The 19966-nt window shown below is 48.6% G+C and carries 19 protein-coding genes; 8 read left to right on the plus strand and 11 right to left on the minus strand.

The features are described 5' to 3' along the window. Positions 1-241 precede the first annotated feature (241 nt). The 9 genes from DBZ16_RS16555 to DBZ16_RS12225 all read right to left on the minus strand — a co-directional run bounded on the left by DBZ16_RS16555 (position 242) and on the right by DBZ16_RS12225 (position 11156). Entirely contained in the window at positions 242-373 is a 132-nt protein-coding gene (locus DBZ16_RS16555) for a hypothetical protein (RefSeq protein ID WP_276308313.1), read from the minus strand. A gap of 187 nt (positions 374-560) precedes the next feature. After that, positions 561-2015, minus strand: a complete 1455-nt coding sequence (mgtE, locus tag DBZ16_RS12180) for a magnesium transporter (RefSeq protein ID WP_107814183.1) — start codon at positions 2013-2015, stop codon at positions 561-563. A 330-nt stretch (positions 2016-2345) separates the two neighbouring features. Further along, on the minus strand, positions 2346-3464 hold the full coding sequence (locus DBZ16_RS12185; protein WP_107814184.1) for a hypothetical protein: 1119 nt from the start codon (positions 3462-3464) through the stop codon (positions 2346-2348). 71 nt (positions 3465-3535) lie between these two features. Further along, positions 3536-4999, minus strand: a complete 1464-nt coding sequence (locus DBZ16_RS12190) for a T6SS phospholipase effector Tle1-like catalytic domain-containing protein (protein ID WP_107814185.1) — start codon at positions 4997-4999, stop codon at positions 3536-3538. Positions 5000-5008: 9 nt separating this feature from the next. Further along, entirely contained in the window at positions 5009-6298 is a 1290-nt protein-coding gene (locus DBZ16_RS12195; protein WP_107814186.1) for a DUF2931 family protein, read from the minus strand. A gap of 251 nt (positions 6299-6549) precedes the next feature. Further along, on the minus strand, positions 6550-9033 hold the full coding sequence (locus DBZ16_RS12205; RefSeq protein WP_107814188.1) for a type VI secretion system Vgr family protein: 2484 nt from the start codon (positions 9031-9033) through the stop codon (positions 6550-6552). Between the two features lie 191 nt (positions 9034-9224). Continuing rightward, positions 9225-9587 carry a hypothetical protein gene (locus DBZ16_RS12210; RefSeq protein ID WP_107814189.1) on the minus strand — a complete coding sequence of 121 codons (363 nt, stop codon included), beginning with the start codon at positions 9585-9587 and terminating at the stop codon, positions 9225-9227. Between the two features lie 156 nt (positions 9588-9743). Beyond that, entirely contained in the window at positions 9744-10283 is a 540-nt protein-coding gene (locus tag DBZ16_RS12215; RefSeq protein WP_107814190.1) for a DUF3304 domain-containing protein, read from the minus strand. A 306-nt stretch (positions 10284-10589) separates the two neighbouring features. Next, entirely contained in the window at positions 10590-11156 is a 567-nt protein-coding gene (locus DBZ16_RS12225) for an NADPH-dependent FMN reductase (protein WP_003744098.1), read from the minus strand. Positions 11157-11467: 311 nt separating this feature from the next. On the opposite strand from DBZ16_RS12225, the gene tsaB reads away from it, so the two are divergent. The 5 genes from tsaB (at position 11468) to DBZ16_RS12250 (ending at position 14834) form a co-directional block, all read left to right on the plus strand. Next, the gene (gene tsaB, locus DBZ16_RS12230; protein WP_107814191.1) at positions 11468-12145 is read left to right on the plus strand and encodes a tRNA (adenosine(37)-N6)-threonylcarbamoyltransferase complex dimerization subunit type 1 TsaB; all 678 of its coding nucleotides are present in this window, start codon (positions 11468-11470) and stop codon (positions 12143-12145) included. Beyond that, positions 12142-12585 carry a ribosomal protein S18-alanine N-acetyltransferase gene (rimI, locus tag DBZ16_RS12235; protein ID WP_107814192.1) on the plus strand — a complete coding sequence of 148 codons (444 nt, stop codon included), beginning with the start codon at positions 12142-12144 and terminating at the stop codon, positions 12583-12585. The genes tsaB and rimI overlap by 4 nt, the downstream gene beginning before the upstream one ends. Next, complete coding sequence (locus DBZ16_RS12240; protein WP_107814193.1) at positions 12579-13376, plus strand: uracil-DNA glycosylase family protein; 798 nt, start codon at positions 12579-12581, stop codon at positions 13374-13376. Before rimI ends, DBZ16_RS12240 begins: the two co-directional genes overlap by 7 nt. 60 nt (positions 13377-13436) lie before the next feature. Further along, entirely contained in the window at positions 13437-13931 is a 495-nt protein-coding gene (locus DBZ16_RS12245) for a hypothetical protein (RefSeq protein ID WP_107814194.1), read from the plus strand. A gap of 234 nt (positions 13932-14165) precedes the next feature. After that, the gene (locus DBZ16_RS12250) at positions 14166-14834 is read left to right on the plus strand and encodes an HAD-IA family hydrolase (protein WP_107814195.1); all 669 of its coding nucleotides are present in this window, start codon (positions 14166-14168) and stop codon (positions 14832-14834) included. Between the two features lie 338 nt (positions 14835-15172). On the opposite strand, the gene rsgA is transcribed toward DBZ16_RS12250, so the two are convergent. Together rsgA and DBZ16_RS12260 are read right to left on the minus strand one after the other, a co-directional pair. Next, entirely contained in the window at positions 15173-16039 is an 867-nt protein-coding gene (rsgA, locus tag DBZ16_RS12255; protein WP_107814196.1) for a ribosome small subunit-dependent GTPase A, read from the minus strand. 227 nt (positions 16040-16266) lie between these two features. Further along, positions 16267-16995 carry a TIGR00730 family Rossman fold protein gene (locus DBZ16_RS12260; protein ID WP_009312705.1) on the minus strand — a complete coding sequence of 243 codons (729 nt, stop codon included), beginning with the start codon at positions 16993-16995 and terminating at the stop codon, positions 16267-16269. A gap of 206 nt (positions 16996-17201) precedes the next feature. On the opposite strand from DBZ16_RS12260, the gene truC reads away from it, so the two are divergent. The 3 genes from truC to DBZ16_RS12280 all read left to right on the plus strand — a co-directional run bounded on the left by truC (position 17202) and on the right by DBZ16_RS12280 (position 19964). Further along, positions 17202-17909, plus strand: coding sequence for a tRNA pseudouridine(65) synthase TruC (gene truC, locus DBZ16_RS12265; protein ID WP_107814197.1), 708 nt, complete (start codon positions 17202-17204; stop codon positions 17907-17909). A gap of 444 nt (positions 17910-18353) precedes the next feature. Beyond that, complete coding sequence (locus DBZ16_RS12275) at positions 18354-19607, plus strand: type VI immunity family protein (protein WP_107814199.1); 1254 nt, start codon at positions 18354-18356, stop codon at positions 19605-19607. A gap of 81 nt (positions 19608-19688) precedes the next feature. Continuing rightward, positions 19689-19964 (plus strand): oxidative damage protection protein, encoded by a 276-nt coding sequence (locus DBZ16_RS12280; RefSeq protein WP_003762149.1) that lies wholly within the window; start codon positions 19689-19691, stop codon positions 19962-19964. The last annotated feature ends 2 nt before the right edge of the window (positions 19965-19966 follow it).

Consider the following 19966-nt stretch of genomic DNA (forward strand, 5'->3'; position numbering starts at 1 on the left):
CGATTTTAAACAATACTTCTCAAAATTAAATATAATTAATTCATTTTTCAGGAATTTTTGTTTAACCGCAAAAAACAGCATCCAAACCGCCCAAACCACCCGATTTTGCACCCACGCCCTTTTCAGACGACCAAAATTTAAATAACATCATGATTTAACAATAAAAATAATCTAATTTTAAAATGTAGTCGCGTGTAGTTTTAGATATAAAAAGGTCGTCTGAAATCGTAACCCTATGATTTCAGACGACCTTCACACCCAGCCGTAGCATGGGCTTCGCCCACGAAAAAACAATACCATGATTATCGCCCGACTCGAAAACCAACCATTCGACTGCGTGGGCAAAGCCCACGCTACGATCCGTAGTAGGCATCGAACCGCCCTACCCGCCGCCGCGTTGAATTTGCCCATCAAGGAAAGTTTTGTATTTAATGGGAAAGTTTTTTGCTTATCTCAGATTCACGTTCATCCACCATAAAAGTTAAAAAAGGTCGTCTGAAACCCATAACCACATGATTTCAGACGACCTTTTCTCTTTTCCATCCGCTTTTCAGACGACCTTACAGTAAGAATATCGTTGCCAGTCCCAAGAAGATCAGAAAACCGCCGGAATCCGTTACCGCCGTAATCAGCACCGAGCTGCCCAACGCAGGGTCGCGACCGTATTTTTCCATGATGACGGGGATGAGGACGCCGACCGAGGCGGCGAGCAAAAGGTTCAGCGTCATCGCGGCGATCATCACCAAACCGATGCCGATGCTGCCGTACAGCAGCCATGACACCACGCCCATGACCGTTCCCCAGATGATGCCGTTGACCAAAGCGACGCCGACTTCTTTTTTCAACAACCGTCCCGCCTGCATCCCTGTCAACTGCCCCATCGCCATCGCGCGGACAATCATGGTGATGGTTTGGTTGCCGGAATTGCCGCCGATGCCGGCGACGATGGGCATCAGCGCGGCGAGTGCGACGATTTTCTCGATACTGCCTTCAAAAGCGCCGATAACGCGGCTGGCAAGAAAGGCGGTGCAGAGGTTGACGGCAAGCCACATCCAGCGGTTTTTCACCGAATCCCACACAGGCGCAAACAAATCTTCCTCTTCCTGCAAACCCGCCATGTTCAACATATCCGCTTCCGATTCTTCGCGGATAACGTCCACCATCTCGTCGATGGTAATCCTGCCGATGAGCTTTTTGTTTTCATCGACCACGGGCGCGGTGACCAAGTCATAACGTTCGAACGCCTGCGCCGCCTCTTCCACGTCGTCTTCGGGGCGGAAGCGCACGACTTCGGTCGCCATCACGTCTGCCACCAAGTCTTCGGGATCGGCAACCAAAAGTTTGCGGATGGGCAGCACGCCTTGCAGGATGTCGTTTTCATCGACCACAAAAATCTTGTCGGTATGGTCGGGCAGGCTCTCGAAGCGGCGCAGGTAACGCAGCACCACTTCGCAGGCGACGTCGGCGCGAATGCTGACCAGTTCGAAGTCCATAATCGCACCGACTTGGTTGTCTTCATACGACATCGCCGCCTTGACTTGGGCGCGCTCTTCCTCGTCGCGCGTCTGCAAGGCTTCATAGACCACTTGGTGCGGTAAATCGCCCGCCAGCTCCGCCAGCTCGTCCGCGTCCAAGTCATCGACCGCCGCCAACAGCTCGTCTTTGTCCATCGACTCGATCAGCGTTTCACGCACCGCGTCGGAGACTTCCAGCAACACTTCGCCGTCGTCTTCAGGCGTGACCAACAGCCAGACGATATTACGCTCGCGCGGCGGCAACGATTCCAACACCGCCGCCACGTCGGCAGGGTGCAGCTCGTTCAAAAGGACGGTCAGCTCGCTAAATTTGTCACGCAACGCCTCGTCCTCAATCGGCACGCCTTCTTCAATCTGCGGGAAGGCGGGCGAAAGAATTTCGCACAACGCGTGGATACGGTCGAAATCGGCGGAAACGCGCTCTACGTCGCTTTCGATAACGTCGTTTTCAAGGTTCGGAGGGGTTTGTTCGATGCTCATAAATGCTCCGCCCGCCGGATGCGGGAGGGCATTTCGGCGGGATGGTTATCGTGTATTTCGGGATAAACCGGAAGGGAAGTTCAGTAAAAACGAACTGGGAAGATCCATAATAAAAGCCTGCTGATTCAGGCGTCGTGTTGGAAACGGAGCGTATTTTACCGCGTTTCGGAGCGGTTTACTATTTTTAACTGAAAAGGTCGTCTGAAATTTATAAATTTCAGACGACCTTGGTACATATTGGTTTTTAACTCAACCTATGCTTACTGAACTAAACACAAAATATAACCATTCAGCATAATTAAAGTAAAGTTGATATGTTGACTGATAAATTTATGTAGAAATTATATTTAAATTCATTTCATATTCAGAGTCACTTGAATAGATAACAATAACTATATCATTTTTGGAATGTAAGTTTTTAGTCGTCAAGGCAATTAAAAGCCAATTCATATTTAGGGGCGAACTCCCCAAATACTTCTCTACCGATTTTTTTATATTATTTGTTTTCAACGAAAACAAATAAGGTAATAGTTCGTATTTTTCTAAAGTCAAAAAACTATAGCTATCAATCCAATATTGTATAGTACGATTTTCAACATCGCTATAACGAAGAAATTTTTCTAGATTTGAAGATACTTCTGCTTTATTGGTAGAATCAATGTTAAGCCCTCTACTAATATAATTTTTGATATGGATTTTTTTGTCCTCAACCGATTTTTCATTTGAAAAGATAAACCATATAATATTCTCAGTAAAATGACCTTCTGCATTCGAAGAATTATTAATGGCAGGTGAAATAAGCACATGCAAGCCATCTGCCATATCTTCCATCCAGACATCAATAATATTGCCATTATTTTCTTGAACCCACAAAAGATTATTTTTGATGATGTTTTGAAATAAGTTAGCTGTTTTTTTTAAATAATCGAAACAATCTTTCTTATATTGATAATTATCACTATCAATATAAAACCGAATATTGGTTAGCAAAGTTCCCTGCAATAGTTCATCCAATGACTCTAAACATTCCCATATTGCCCGCTTAAAAGTATCTTCAGGTAAGTAAAACACCTCATTATGAAATGTTCCCCCAGTACCATTCAGTATTCCATCTATTGAAATTTCTTGTGGTAAATAAATTCCATTCCTCAATAATGCAATTTTTTTATTTGCCCATTGTTTCCATCTAGATTCAATATGCTTTTTTTCTTCTGCCCATGCTTCTTTTTGATATTGTTTATGTATTCTTATAGAAAGAAAGAAAATACCAACAATTAGCAAAGGTAGGCACAAATATAAGGCTTTCTGTATCAATGTAGAATCTTCTGTAAACCATAACAATATGGCTACTAGAATATATAACATTGTTAAAGCTACCAAACAATACCATTTATATATAGGTCTGAAAACCTCTTCTGCTTCAGGAATATCGGGAATATTCCATTTCATGATATATCCTTTCTCTATCTATCAATACTGTCTGAAAATGATTTTGGATAGTTTGACACTACACGAAGATTTTAACCTTTGTGTATTATTCTATATGGCAATCCATTTTTTGTTCTCAGCTCATATCCGGTTTCATCTTTTGCAGACCAATGGATATACTTGTAACGGATCTTCCGTACCTGTTGCGGTGAGTAATACTTACTCAGTTCAAAATTGTACCTTTTTGCCCAGGAATCTTGGGATGCCTTCTGTATATCATAAGGCAATTTGTTAAGCAGTTCGATAATTTCCGGAAAGTGGGAAGCCTCTCTATGTTTTATCCGATTCCTGTTAAATACAATAACCTTATCACTGCAGTGCGTTTCCACAATCAAGCGCATAATCTTGAATGCAACGCGGGCATAATCATTAGGTATTATATTCTTACGTATTGCTTCCATCGTTTCTGGAGTTTTTTGCGTCCCCCCAAAATCACCTTCATAAGTCTTACTTTTTACCCAATGAATATCATCTTCTTTAAAGAAACCTTGCTCTTGAAACCATTTTTTCATACCTAGAAAATTTTTCTTAACCGGAAACGGTTTTTTTTGCGCTTCGGATTGATAGCTTCCACCAACATCTGCATGTGCACCACTAATAATAACTTCCATTCCAAAACCATTACTAATGGCACTGTCTATATTTGTTAGAGAGAAATATTGTCGGTATTCATCTGCAGCTGTCAAATGAAAAACTTTACTTGCATAATTACGTCCAAAATTGAGATGTAATTCCTTTACATCATCATCAAATGCACTTGTCGGTTCTGGTATAGTATAAACTGCCGAAAATGACGATACAGTATCAAATAAGCCAACAAAATTGACGATAATTCTTTCTCTTTTAAGATTCCAACCTTTAAACAGTTGAGGTTCCGTTTTTACTCTATGTAAAAAATGCCTGGCAGCTGCCGCTCCTCTGCTGAAACCGAATATGTTCAGTATAAGGATCGTCGGGATCCGATCACCTAAACTTTGCTTGACCATAGTCTGAATCTTCTCAAAGGATTGAAAAACACGGGCTTCTATACCGGTAGGACCACTACCGAAAGCAAATCCCTGTTGCGAATCTGTATGATATTCTCTGTCCTTCAGCGGAAAACCTTTACGTGCACGATCTTTGTTCTCCCTATCCCAATGATTAATTTGATCTGCACCGGTACCGATCCCTTCGATATAAGCCCAGCCTATATTAGCTTTTTGTCCTCTTGCTTGATACAGATACGACACATTGGAATGATCATTGAAATAGCTTTCATATTCACTGGCTGTTTCTTTGCCCTTATACATTTGAGGATTTTTCTTCCTATTCTCAATGTTGTATAAATTATTTTTTGTACCGTCAAAAAATACGTTTATCGTAAAAGTATCAACATAGACCTCCTTTTGAGACCCAGTTGTCCCATTGGTTGTCGCTTTACCATGCACGTTACTTCCACGTTGAGTGGCATTTCCCTTCTTTGTGACTATCCTATTAATTAATCTACTTCTACTCATGATATTTCCTTAATAATAAGCGATCTTGCTAATTTCGTAACGTTGATGGATTTCAGCATCTGGCAATACAAATTTTTGCCCATTGTTTTCAAGATACGCCTCTATCAACTCGAAATGATCGTCAAGTTTCAATTTCAATGTAGCAAACTGATTTATCGGAGGTGTACTGATATTATGCGCTCGAGTCCTCTCAGGAAACGCCTGCTGAAATGTCCTGTACAACCTATTTAATCGGATATCATCATATATTATTTTATAATCATTCTGTTCTCGTTCTTCAGTCTTAAATGGATGCAATCTGATGCCCCACCGATTACCCGTTTCTTTGTCTATTAACCATATCTTGATGTAAGTTGGCATCGCCTTCATTGCCTTCTTCTCTTCTTCTACCCTCTCCTTACCGATAGCCGTCCAGCGCTCCGTGTTAGCGAATTCCATATAGTATTCGCCGTTCCATTCCCCTCCATCGACTTCAACCTCCAAGTTCCATGGATATTTCGTTTGCATCTGTTTGTACCACTCCGCACTCACCTTTTTGGGTCCATCTATATAAGTGTGATAGAAATTGGGGTGTTCTTTACGGACTCTGTCTAAATATTCTTTCCGTTCTTCCTGATTGTGAAAACCTGCGACTTTGTAATACCATATTTCATTAAAGTGATGTTTGGCAGCCTCTTCCACAGAAGGCATGATTTCTTTTGCCTGCCAGGACATCAATTCCTTGCGAATAAATACATTGGTAAGGTTCAGCGTCACCCAGCCGTCAGGAGCAACAGCCAATTCAAAATCATTGGGAGATTCATATTGCGGAGTTTCTGTGTCCTCTACTGCATTATTGAATACCCTGTAACTTTTTGCCATCATAGGACGTATCTTTTCGGTTGGAAGGGCTTCATCCAACTGATAAAATTTATTTTCAAACTGAGAGGAATAGGTAAAAGTCAGCCTTTCGGGAAGTAAATCAAACTCTGCCGTTCTTCCCAAATACCCTCCTCTTCCCCATATAGAACCCGTACCAAAGAAATTTCGCAATACTGTTCCGTTCTGCAAATAAAAATCAGAACTGTACTTATTTGATACATCTATTGCTTCTGCATCCAATGTTAAATATGAAGAATTTTCCGGTGTGGCGTTAACCAATATTGCATCTGCCATCGTAATTCCCCAAACCATGCCTTTTCCCTGTTCGGGATTGCCATTGCCTTCAATCATTCTATTTAATCCTATGTTTGCCAATACAATACTCAGATAGCCCGCTGCTACCATGCCTAACAGTAAATTTGTTTTCCTGTGTTTCATTCAGACGGCCTTTTTACTATCTTATTGATTCCAATAAAGATACGAATTAATGATATCAATCCAGTATCCGTAAGTTACCCAGCCATTGAGCAGAATGAAAACAACTGCACAATATTTCCAATGACGGTTTTGATACATTCTAATGATACAGTAGGCATTAACAACCAGAAAAAAAATGTATCTGCCAATCTCCTCCCACAATATCTGAAACGTTAATACCAAATATCCCATATCCAATATCCCTATATCATTTAAATTTCTTTAGATTCTTCATCATCAGATTCAAAAACCATCCCCTCCAGTTTACTTCCTGAATATACCCTGAATGCCTCCCCTTTTTCATTGGTTACACCTCGATAAATTTCACCGTTTGCCATAGTAATTTTATAAGCAAAATTAGGGATAGGCATACCTGTACGTTCATCTTTTAATACAAACATTTCGTCATTTCCTGGATTAGGGATCGCCAAAGGATAGTCCTCGGAATGATTGGCTGTCACATGAAATGGAGCTCTAAAACGCAACATTTTTGGACCACCAATTTCAACCTCTCCATTTTTAATTCGAATGTAAGCTCCCTGACTAACTAACAAAATTCCTTTATCTGATGCAATCGTAATTTCACCTTCTGTACTGGTTAAGGCCGAATTTTTTCGTGCATTAATCTGCAATTCACCATTTTGTGCCTGAATAGCCACTTTACCTTTATTCGCTTGTATTTTCATTCCACTATTTTGGGCAAACAGATTAAGACTATCTGCAGCATGAACAGTAAAATTTTTTCCTGAAGTTATGCCTGTATTTTGTCCACTAACTAAATTAATAAACTCTTTTGCTGTATGAATTTGGCTTTTCGAAGTTGCACTAGCAATACCATTTGGAGCGGATTGGATAATCCCTGCTTGTTTTAATTCTTTAAGGCTATTTTCCAGTTGCTCCCTCTGTATCTTAATTTCTGCCAATTCATTTTGTGCACTTTGCGCAGCTTTATCCAAGCTTTGAGCTAATCCTAACATTTCCTCTAGAACACTTATAGCCTCATGCATATTTAATACTTTATCAGATGGACTCTTACCGTCTGCACTGATTAATATACCATTGCCAGCCCTTACCGCACCCCAGCCGTCGGTTCTGAGTTCAAAGCCTTCGCCGTTCTCTCCGCGTTTTGTCCTACCGCTGTCGACGATGTGGCCGAGGTTGAGTTGGGATTTTTGGTAGTCGGTGGCGAGTTTGATGTGTTCCTGACCTTTTTGGTCTTCCATCCTGAGTTTGTTGTTCGCCCAGGTACGGATGACGTTCCTTGTGTTCCAATCGGCAGGGATGTGGTCGGGATGGGCGCTGTCGTGCATGACGCCGGAGATATACGGGCGATCGGGGTTACCTTGGACGAAGGACAGCATGACTTCGGTGCCTTCGTGCAGGGGGAAGTGGATGCCGTATTCGGGACCGGCATAGGGTTTGGCGAGTCGGACGGGACGGCTTTCTCCGCCGGGGCTCCATTCGTCCAAATCAAACGGCAGTTTGACGCGGTAGCGTCCCATGTCGTCGATGTAGGCGTAGGTGCAGTTCTCCGCCGCGGTCACCCGTGCGGGCAGTGTGCCGGCGATATGGGGACGTGGGGTGGTGCGTTCGGGACGGAAGGCGAGTTGGGCGGGTATGGCGGTAAAGGTGTGGCTGTAGGCGCTATCGCGGCTGCCGCTGTGTTCCATACTGAGTACCAGCCAGCCGTCGGGGGCTTCGGGGAAGGCGGTATCGGTTTGGAACACTTTCATCGGTGCCATCGAAACGACGTTGCCGCTGCCGTTGGCGACGGTTTGGCGGCAGAGGACGGCTTCGTTCAACAGGGTCGTCTGAACTTTGGCTTCATCGGTTGTTTTAGGGTGAAGCCCCCAGTTTTGCTGTTTGCCCAATAAGACGGTATTGTCGGCAGATTCTTCGGATTGTTTGTTGTCGGTTTCTGCGAAGAGGTCGGTATCGGCGGTGCGGTAGTTGTAGTCGGCACTGCGTATGCCTTCGACGATGGGGTTGTGGCGGATGCTTAAGTTGAACAGTGCTTCGGTACCGACGCTTTCCAATCCGGCATGGGGACGGTAGGAAACGGGTAGGCTTTGGTCGCGGAAGTAGTGTTCGGGACTGTCGCCGAAGACGACCACATCGCCATGTTGTTCATTCTGCTCGAAGGCATACCAAATGCCTTCTTCCTCACACAGACGGTTGATAAAGGCGAAGTCGCTTTCGAGATACTGGGTCACATACTCGCGTACGGTGTAACTGCGGCTTTTTTGGAAACGGTAATCCACACCGGAGAAGCCGTGGTGTTTGAAGACGGCGGCAACGATATCGGGGACGGTTTGGTTTTGAAACAGTCGGGAAGATTGGAAATGTTTTAAAGCCGCGAAACGCGGCTCTAAAACAAAGCGGTAAACGGTTTCATCCTTGGATACCGACAGCTTCTCACACGAAGTCACGATGCCCTGCCATTGTTTCGCCGGAGGCTCGTCTGAACCGGCTGCGAAGGCGGCGGCGACTTCGGACAATACGGCTTCCTGCGGACGGATTTCAAACGCTGCGCGTTGGTTGAGGTAGGAAGACAACGGCAGGGAGGAATCGGTGGAGGTGGCGGTGATTTCGACGCGGTAGGCGGTGTTGGCGGCTTCGGAGGCGGTGAAGGATTTGACGGAGAGGGACGGGGAGAAACGGGCGAAGGTGAGGTGGTAGGATTGGCGGGCAGTCATGGCGTTGAATTTAAAGATGACAATGAGGTTCGTATGGTAACTCGAATGGCATCAACAGTAAAGCAGATGGGATAAACGGTAGAAAGGTCGTCTGAATGGAGGTTTTCAGACGACCTACTTTGGGGATAAAAATCTAATCTCAACCTGTTTATACATATCTCATACTCGCTGCGGACATAGATAAAGACACACTAATCATTTTCTACATAAATATGGCAACCCAACCATTTTTTTAATGATATGAAATACAAATTATTCAATTCATGTGCAAAGGGAGTGCCATATTCACTGACCATAACAGTATATTCCTCTAACAAGGAAAAGGTATCATCGGATATTGAAAGAATAAGCTGACCGTCAGTTACATCAAACTCATCTTCATCATTTGAATTCAGAAAAATTCTAAAGGAAAGGTTATATTCTTTCTTGCGCTTTGTTAAAAAAACTTGCCCCTCCCAATAATTCCCTTCTCTTTGTAATGAAGACATTATTTCCTTTAAATCATTTATTTTTACATGCCAATTTATACTGTCACGTCTGATTTCTAAATTCATATTTCCTCTCGACAACAAATATTCGGACTGGCGACATAAGTCATTCCGACCACCCAATAACCCGTAAGAAATAGCTGATAGGGCACGCTATTTATATAAAACATTTTTTGTGAAAATCATTATTCAGCTTTGCTCATCATTTCGCCCCATCTTAATTTAAAAATCCGGATTTTCCTTACGGTATGCTTCGTTATCTTTTTTCAAAGTTTCATGAAACTGATGCATCGGATTTTCCGGTCTCTGCCTACCGTAACTTGAAATTAATACACGCACTGAATAATCCGGCAAAATGTGAAACTGCAATAATCCGTTGTCTTCATCGGTAAATTTATCTACCTTAGCATTAACGTTACGCTCTTCAAATTCATTTTTATCCGTGCTTATCATCAAAGTCAGAGGCAGCGTCATCCCCTCATGCCAGCGCGGGATGGAAACGCAACATTGTCCACCTCCTTCCTCTGCATAAGGACTGATTCCACCTAAATGCCATGTTTGCCCGACCTGTTGATAAAAAATCGTTACACCTCGGTCGGAATAGTTGTTGAGCATAAATGAAAACGAGCGTTCCTGATCGGTATCCACAAAAAAATCATCCTTTTGATTGAAGATTTCTTTTATTGAAGAAGCATAGATTGATAGAACCGGAAGAGCGGCGACTAAAACGACCAAGCCCAAAACCCTAAATATTTTTTTCATTTTTTTTCCTTTTTGTCTGCCATAAGGCTTATGGCAGCGCATTTTAAATGACAACGTGGTTCGTATAGTAGCTTGAACGATGTAATGGGTAAAGCGAATGGGATAACTGGCTAATGGGTCGTCTGAATGGTGTTTTGTTGGCGTTGTTTCTTTCAGACGAGCTTTGATGTGCGTCTCTCCTGACGTTATTGATTTAAAATAAAGGTCGTCTGAAATCTTAGATTTCAGACGACCTTTTTCTGCATTAAACCTTCGATGTTTAGAAAGTCAGCTATTTTCTAACAGTCAACAGTTTTTCTGTTGGTTTTATTTGGGGTTTTTCTCGATGAGGGCGACAAGTTGGTCGATATAGCCTTGAACGAAGCTTCTCGCTGATTCGATGAGTTTGCCGTTGTCGTCAAATAAGGTGGGGGAGTTGCCGAGGAAGACTTCGGGCTGTCCGGTCAGCGGCATATTGAAGTAGGACAAGGCAAGGCGCAGGTTTTTTTGCGAGCTGTAACCGCCCATTTTGCCGACGGAATGGCTGATGATGCCTGCGGGCGTGTTTTTCCATGCGACGTCGGCGTTGGGTTTGGAGCCGATGTCTACCGCGTTTTTCAGGCAGGCGGGGACGGTGCGGTTGTTTTCGGAGGTAACGAACAATACGCCGTCGGAGGCTTTGATGGTTTCGCGGAAGGCGGTGTAGCTTTCGGGCGTGGGGAAGTCGGTTTCGGCGGGGTCGTCGTAGTCGAAATTGTAGAGCGGCAAGCCGCCGATTTCGACGATTTGGGCTTCGTAGCCTTCGGGGAACATGGGGATGACGTTTTGCGCCACTTTGCGGGCGAACGAGCCTTTACGCAGGCTGCCTACTAAAATGCTGACTTTTTTTGCCATGAATTTTCTCCTGATTGTGTGAAAATAATAACGATTCTTAAATTCATTTTAAAACTGTCAGCCGATTGTCGTCAATCCTATTGAGTGCAAATTGACCATTCATTCTGCGCAAAGTGAATCTGAACTGAGGAATCGGTGTGATGGCGGTTTGCCTACCTCTCCCCTGCTCAGGTTTCGAGACGGTCATTTCCTAAATTGCTGGGACAGTATCGGCTCAGCAATCATCGAGGTCGTCTGAAAACCCTATCGGGCATGAATCAAGACGACAATGCTATAATCCATCCTAAAATTTTTATCTTGAAGAACACGCCATGCAAGCCGATTTCAGACGACCTGTCCTTGCCATCGACACCAGCACTTCCTACCTGTCCCTCGCGTTGCAAACCGACGGGCAGATTGTTTCGTTTCATGAAGACGTCGGCACGAAGCAATCCGATTTGATTCTGCCGCAGATTCGTGTTTTGTTTGAACAAGCGGGTATTACGGCGGCGGATTTGGGCGTGATTGTCTATGCACAAGGTCCCGGGGCGTTTACCGGTTTGCGTATCGGGACAGGCGTGGCGCAAGGTTTGGCGACGCCGTTTGGCACGCCCCTCATCGGTATCCCCTGTCTGAATGCGGCGGCGTATCTGCTGCCCGAACAAAGCTGCGTACTGGCAGCGACCGACGCGCGTATGGGCGAGGTGTTTTACGCATGGTTCGACACGGACGCGCACCAGCGGCTTGGCGATTATCAGGTCGGCAAAGCGGCTGAAATTGTCGAACCCGAAGGTCGTGCGTTTACCGGCGGCATAGGCAATGCGTTTGCCCTGACCGATGCACCGCCCTTTGCCGGTACGCCGCAAATGCCTGCCGCGTCCGACTATCTCAAGCTGGCACTGAGCGGGCGTTATCCCGCGTCCGATGCGGCACACGCCGAATTGCTTTATGTCCGCAACAAAGTCGCCCTGACCGCCAAAGAGCAGGCAGAACGGAAAGCGCAGGCATGAATATCCGCCCCGCTTTTTCAGACGACTGCCCTGCCCTTGCCGCGATTGATGCAGTCAGCAATCCGTCGCCCTGGTCTGTGAAACAATTCGCCTCCGCGCTGGCGCAGCCTACGGATAAACTATGGGTCTGCGAGACCGACGGCGTCATCAGCGGCTTTATCGTTTGGCAGGATATATTGGACGAATCTGAGCTGCATTTGATTGCCACCGCACCCGAATACCGCCGCCAAGGCATTGCCGCCGCACTATTGGAGCATTGGTTCCGCCACGCCCAAACCGCCGGCATCACGCGCCTGCTGCTGGAAGTCCGCGCAGACAATGCCGCCGCCCAATCGCTGTATCTCAAATACGGCTTTACCGAGGCCGGCATTCGCAAACATTACTATTCCCTGCCCGAAGGCGGGCATGAAGACGCCGTTTTAATGGAAAAACCATGTTAAGCAGCCGCTATCTCCACTTGCATCAGGCATTAGGCTTAGGCCCGATGTGGCTGAACCGTAACGCCAAAGTCATCCCGCCCGCAGGTGATGCCTCCGTTACGCAGCCGCAAAAACCTGCCGCCGCCCAAGTTGCCGAAGCCGTCCGCACGATTTCCGCATCGGCACATCATGCCCGTATGGCGGCGATGGCGGCGGTTCAACACGAAAAAACTGCCCCCGCAGCGGCAACGCCTCCCGTACCGCCGACTGCTGCGCCGGTTGACGCGCCTGCTCCGTCTGCACGGACGAACTCCGCGCCTGAAGACACCGCCAAAGCCGCCACTACAACCGTTTCAGACGACCTCCCGCGCCTGCAAACCGAAGCGCGTCCGTCCGAAGTCATCATCATCAGCATCTGCCCCGCAACCGAAGACAGTCTGCACGGACAACTCTTTCACGGCGCGGTCGGCGTCCTGCTCGACAATATGCTTGCCGCCATCCACCTGACGCCCCAACAAGCCTACAAAACCAGCTGGGTCAAAGCAGCGCCTGTTTTCAGCCCGCACCCTACTGACGAACAAATCCAAGCCGAGCTGCCCCAGCTTGCCCGAGAGCTGGCCGATACGCAGGCGAAGGCCGTGTTATTGGTGGGTCAAATCTTTGAAAAACCCGAGCTTGCCCCATTAATAGACACCCTCTGCGGCAACACGCCCCGCTTCATCCTTCCCCACCCTGCCCGCCTGCTGCGCCAGCCGCAGCTCAAAGCAAAAGCCTGGCAGGTTTTGAAACAAGTGCGGCAGATACTGAATTAAGGCACGCCGACAGCGTTCCAAACATACCCCGCACCACATCCGACCCCTTCCCTATCCATCATGTACCTCACCCAAGAAAAACCCTACCGCCCGCTGCTGATTGCCCTGATTTTCCTGAATCTGCCTCTGGCATTGCTGCTGCACGAAATCATCACAGTCGGGTTGTTCCGCCATTCCGGACTGCTGCTGACCTTACAAGACGGGCAGTTGCGGCAAGTTGCGGGCTGGGATGACTCCATCGTTTGGTTTATCTGCGGCGTATTCGGCTTTTTCAACCTGATGATTGCGGGCGGTCTGACCAAGCTCGCCTACAAAAAAATGATGCGCTGCCATTTCCGCTACGCCCTGTTTTTAAGCGGGGCGGCGGCGTGTGCGGCGGCTTTGGTCGTGATTATCTTAGAATCTTTACTGGGCAGCGCGGCATTGGGCGGCATGCGGCAAGGCGGGATATTTCTTTACGCATTGAGCGTTTGGATATTGGCGATGCTGACGCTGCCGCGCCAACTGACCCGCGCGCCGGAGCAGCCCATCATTTTTCACAAAATGAAAAGATAAGCCCGACAGCAGGAAATCAGAGCAACGTCTTTCTTCATGTTCTCCGGCAAAAAACCATAAAAAAGGGGTCGTCTGAAACTTTTCAGACGACCCCTTTGCCCAACTCATTCGACCTTAGCGTTTGAATTCAGTTAGGATTTTTAAAGTTTGCATCAATCTGTAAGCAGGCAGGCATCGGATTTTCTGCTATGATTTTTCTATCTTGCCCCAAGGTCGTCTGAAAGAAAGCGCACGATGAAACCTAAACTGATTATCTTCGACTGGGACGGAACGCTGGCAGACACGACGCGCCCGATTATCCGCACCTTCCAACAAAGTTTTGCCGACTGCGGCATGCCCGTTCCCGATGACGATGCCGTTCGCGTCCTTATCGGTTACAGCCTGCCCGAAATCATCCGCCGCCTCGCCCCGCATGCCGGCGAACACATGCGCGAAGAATTGGCGGAAACCTACGCCGCACACTATCTCAATCCCAACAACCACAACATGACGTTCTTCCCCGAAGCACTGCCCTGCCTGCACACCCTGCAAAGCCAAGGCTACTGGCTCGCCGTCGCCACGGGCAAAGGCAGGATAGGACTCGACCGCTCTATCGCGCAAACCGGTACAGCCGATTTTTGGATGGCGACCACCTGCGCCAGCGAACAAGCCTCCAAACCCGCGCCCGACATGGTTTTCAAACTCTGCGACGAACTGGGACTGACGCCGCAGGAAACTTTGGTGGTCGGCGACACGACCCACGACTTGGAAATGGCAGCCAACGCCAAAGCTCCCGCCGTCGCCCTCACCACAGGCGCACACTCCGCCGCCATGTTGAACACCGCCCCGCATCTCGCCATACTCGACAGCCTCTCCGAGCTGCCTGATTTCTTGGAAACGTTTGATTGGACAAGCAAGGTTTGACTCAAGGCACAAGCCCTTTAAAGCTGCAGGCAGCCAAACCGTAGCGATTTGAATTAAACCCTAGACCCACCACCAATCCGTAGCGTGGGCTTCGCCCACGGAATCTATCAATCAAACCCCAAACCAAACTATGACCCAACCGTTTTTTTTTTCGTGGGCAAAGCCCACGCTACAACTCGCTGCAAGCATTACAGCTTGCTGCCTCCTGATACCGTCCTTCCTGCCTGCTCGACCATGCCAAAATGAATGATTCAATCGCCAACAAAAACGTCATCTGAAAACCTATTTCCAAGTTTTCAGACGACCTTTTTTAGTTCACCGAGACCAACCGCCTATCCCTACCTCAACAACTCATCCGTTATCCGTTGCAAAAATTCGATGCGTTCGGGCTTGGCTCCGCCTGCTTCGGCGGCGGCTTTGACGGCGCAGCCGGGTTCGGCGCGGTGGGTGCAGTTGTGGAAGCGGCATTGTCCGACGAGGTGGTTCAGGTCGGGGAAGTATTGCAGCAGGTCGGCAGCTTGGAGGTGGTGCAGCCCGAATTCTTGCAAACCGGGGGAGTCGATTAATTGGGTTTCTTCGTTTAAATCGTAGAGCTGGGCGTGGGTGGTGGTGTGTTTGCCGGAATCGAGCGCGGTGGAGATGTCGCCGGTGCGGGCGGTTTGGTTGCCCAAGAGGGCGTTGGTCAGGGTGGATTTGCCCATACCGCTTTGTCCGAGCAGGATGTTGGTATGCCCTTGCAGGACGGGGCGCAGGATGTCGGCGTTTTCCAGCGCGCGGGTTTCGATCACGGGATAACCGAGCGTTTCGTAGAATTTGAGTTTGTCGCGCCAGAGGGCGGTTTCGGGCAGGTCGGCTTTGTTTAGGATGATGACGGCTTGGATGCCGGCGGCTTCGGCGGCAAGGAGGGCGCGTTGCAACAGGGCTTCGCTGGGCGAGGGAACGGCGGCGGTAACGATAAGGAGCTGGGTAACATTCGCGGCGATAAGCTTGGTTTTCCAAGCGTCTTGGCGGTAGAGCAGGCTTTCGCGCGGCAGGTAGTCTTCGATGACGGCTTGTTCGGCGTTGATGTTTTGGATATGCACGCGGTCGCCGCAGGCGAAATCCACCCGCTTTTTGCGCGTGCTGGCTTCGTAGGTTTTGCCGTCGGGCGTGCGCACGATATAGCGGCGGCCGTAGCTGGTAATGATTTGGGCGGTATCGGTCATAAATGGTTGGGTCGGGTTGGGTCGGGTGGATTGGATAAAGGGAATGTTCGCGGCGGCGTTGTTGCCTTGCGGCGAAAAGGTATTGTACCGAAATAGGCAGGGGTCGTCTGAGTCGTCTGAAACGATTCTATATCGGGTTAACTGTAAACCGATACGGCGTTGCCGCTTTGTCTTAATTCCAACTCATCCGCAAGATTCAAACGGTTTTCAGACGACCTCCCAGCCCATCACAAGCCGAGCGACCACGCGTTGACGCCTTCGGAAAAATCTTCCAAACGGTTTTCGTAGTGCGCGAAGATTTCTTCGATGATTTCGTCTTCGCCGTCGATCAGTCGGATTAAATCCATATCGGCTTCCGAAATCAGCCCACGCCCGAGCAGCTCTTTGCGTATCCAGTCCAACAAGCCCGACCAAAAATCCTTGCCCACCAAGATAATCGGGCGGTCGGGTGTTTTGCCCGTCTGCACCAGCGTCAGGCTTTCAAACAGTTCGTCCAGCGTGCCGAAGCCGCCGGGCATGACGACATACGCGACCGCATGTTTCACAAACATCACCTTGCGCGGGAAGAAATGTTGGAATTTGATGGACAAATCTTGATACGGATTGGCTTTTTGTTCGTGCGGCAACACGATATTCAACCCCACCGCTGGGCTTGCGCCCGCAAACGCGCCCTTGTTCGCCGCTTCCATAATCCCCGGCCCGCCGCCGGAAATGACGGAAAAACCCGCATCCGAGAGTTTGCGCGCCAGACGCAGCGTAAATTCATAGTCGGGATGGTTCTCCGGCGTACGCGCGCTGCCGTAAATGCTGACCGCAGGCTGAATCGCCCGCAGCTCCTCGCCCGCCTCGACAAATTCCGAAATAATCTTCAAAACATGATACGACTCCCGCGCCTGAATCTCGCGGCGCGCCTCATCGGGCAGCATAGGCTTCGGCAGTTTTTTGAGCAGGCTCACAGTTTTTCCTTCATCTTGTTGAATCCCCACATTGTAACCGACAGAACCCGAGGTCGTCTGAAAACGCAGGCAGGAATGACGGCAAATGTTCCTTATTTGAACCGAATCATGCGTTTCAGCCCGCCATCCCGCGCAAAAGAGACAAGATTGCCGTCGCAGCCGCGACCGCTTGCGTTACAATCCCCCATTTCCGCCCACATCAGACCATGCTCGAAATCCTCTACCGCGACAGCCGCACCATCGCCGTCAACAAACCCGCCGGAATGCTCGTCCACCGAAGCTGGCTCGACCGCCACGAAACACAGTTCGTCATGCAGACCCTGCGCGACCAAATCGGACAACACGTCTATCCCGCCCACCGCCTCGACCGCCCCACATCCGGCGTCCTCCTGTTTGCCCTCGACCCCGAAGCCGCCCGCCTGCTGACGCAGCAGTTCGAACAAAAAACCACACGCAAAACCTACTGGGCAATCGTGCGCGGATATTTGCCTGACGACGGACTCATCGACTACCCGCTCAAATATCAGCCCGACAAAATCGCCGAATCCCAAACCGAAGCCACCCTCCAAGAAGCCCAAACCCAATACCGCTGCCTTGCGTGCACCGAATTGCCCTTCCAATCCGCCGCCCGCTACCCAACCTCGCGCTACTCGTGGGCGGAACTCATCCCGCACACAGGTCGCAAACACCAACTCCGCCGCCACATGAAACACATCTTCCACCCCATCGTCGGCGACACCAACTACGGCGACCTGCGCCAAAACCACACCACCGCCGCCCACCTCGGTCCCACCCGCCTCATGCTCCACGCCCGCAGCCTGTCGTTCCAAAGCATCGAAAACGGCGAAACCCTGACCGTCTGCGCCGATACCGACGAGAGCTGGCGGATTTGGCTGGATAAGTTTGAAGCCTAAGCGAAAGGTCGCGAGACAGGCAGGCTGGTGATGCTGCGAAGCTGGACATGGTTTTCAGACGACCTTTATGAATCAAAACATACTTGAGATAACCGACCCCCGTAGCGTGGGCTTTGCCCGCGAGATTTGCCGTCCGCCAGTCTGAATCGGGTATTTGTGCTGACATCTGCTTGCGGGTAGAACCCGCGCTACGGTTTGCTGCACCGATACCGACGAGGGCTGGCGGATTTGGCTGGATACGTTTGAGGCATAAGCGGAAGGTCGTGCAAACAAGTGGGCTGGTTATGTTGCAAAGCCGGACGCGGGTTTCAGACGACCCCATTCCTGCCATCTCATTCCGTTCAACCCACATTCATGCCGAATAATCCTGTTTGACGGTAAAGGTCGTCTGAAAACGCTACACTCTTTCAGACGACGTCTGTCATATCACCATAAGGACATTCCATGAGCGACATCGAAAAACAACTCGCCGCCATCCGCTACACCGCCGACCGCACCAAACGCTACAACGAACATGGCTTTACCCTGTTGCAACTGGGCATACGCGGCGTGGTCTATTTCAATACCCGTGATAATGTCGCCGATGCCTTAACCGGTTTGATGGATTTCTATTACGAATGGGGAAAAAACAAGCTAACAATAGCCAGCCATGAGATAGGAACAGGTACACGGAACAGAAGCGGTCGGATGCGCGAGATCAAGTTGAGTGAAAAGTCGTACCTTAAAGAACGGGATAAAGTGTACCGTTGGCTGGATGAAAGAACCGAAAATGCTTCCGAGGTTGATTGGGGAATGCAAAGCGAGCATGCAAATACCAGTGCATCCTATTATTTCAATATCACTTCTTTTGCCGCCTACTTTGCAAACGATCCAGATATATCAAGAGGCACCCTGCTTTTTAATTTGCCACTGGAAATTTTGTCTTCTCCCCAAGATTTGGCAAAGCTGGATGAATTTGTCGGCAAAATTTCAGAGAAGCTGGATGTTTTCCACGGCTATATCGGACTGGCAGCGATTCCACCGCATAATTATCACGACGGTGCGCCGTATGAATACGGGGTTTGCCGCGAGAATTTAGGGCTGATTCCGGTCACGACCGATTATTTGGCAGACTTTTATGACTACAATATCCGCAGTATCAGTTGGTACACACTGGTCGGCAGGGAACTTTACGGACAGCTCCCGGCAGGTAGGATAGAGCCTGTTTTGGCAAATCATCCCAATATTACTCTGCGCGACATCGCAGGCATCAAGATTTTCAAAATCGGTAGCCTGCCCGAAACAGGGGATATCCGCGAAGATTTACCCTTGGACTACATTGCGCTAAACCGAGCTTTAGAACCGATACGCGAAAAATATCCGCGCGAGAATATGGGCGGCATCACCCGCGAACAGATGTATTATTGGTCGAGAAGATGGGACGGCTGGGAAGTGGAAGAAAAAGACGGCAAGCGGATCTACACCCAAGCGCCGCAAGAAATCATCGGCGTCGAGGAAGAGCCTGTTCCGATTTCAGGTATGTGGAAAATCACCAGCTTTGACGGTGAAACCCGCCATTTCAATAAAGGCGAGATCTTCCCCGAAGGAGAAGGAGTTCGGACGCAAGATGTACTTCTCGGACCCCAAATGGGGCTGACCATTTGGGAGCTGGTCAAAGGCGACCACAACGAGCCTTTGCGCAGAAAGGCAATGTGGTAGGCAAGCGCCCTGCCTTTCCGAACGTCAGCCGATACGTTAAAATATGCCTCGTCTGAAACCCCGTTTTTAAGGAAAACCGCCATGACCCGTATGGTTCACTGCGTCAAACTCGGCAAAGAAGCCGAAGGTATGAAATTCCCACCGCTGCCCAACGAATTAGGCAAGCGCATTTTTGAAAATGTATCCCAAGAAGCTTGGAATGCGTGGACACGCCATCAAACCATGCTGATTAACGAAAACCGTTTGAGCCTCGCCGACCCGCGTGCGCGCGAATATCTGGCACAACAAATGGAGCAGTATTTCTTCGGCGACGGCGCAGATGCCGTTCAAGGTTATGTACCGCAAGAGCCAAAATAACG

Source organism: Neisseria sicca (genome assembly GCF_003044565.1).
In the GTDB taxonomy this organism is placed as follows: Bacteria; Pseudomonadota; Gammaproteobacteria; order Burkholderiales; family Neisseriaceae; genus Neisseria; species Neisseria sicca_A.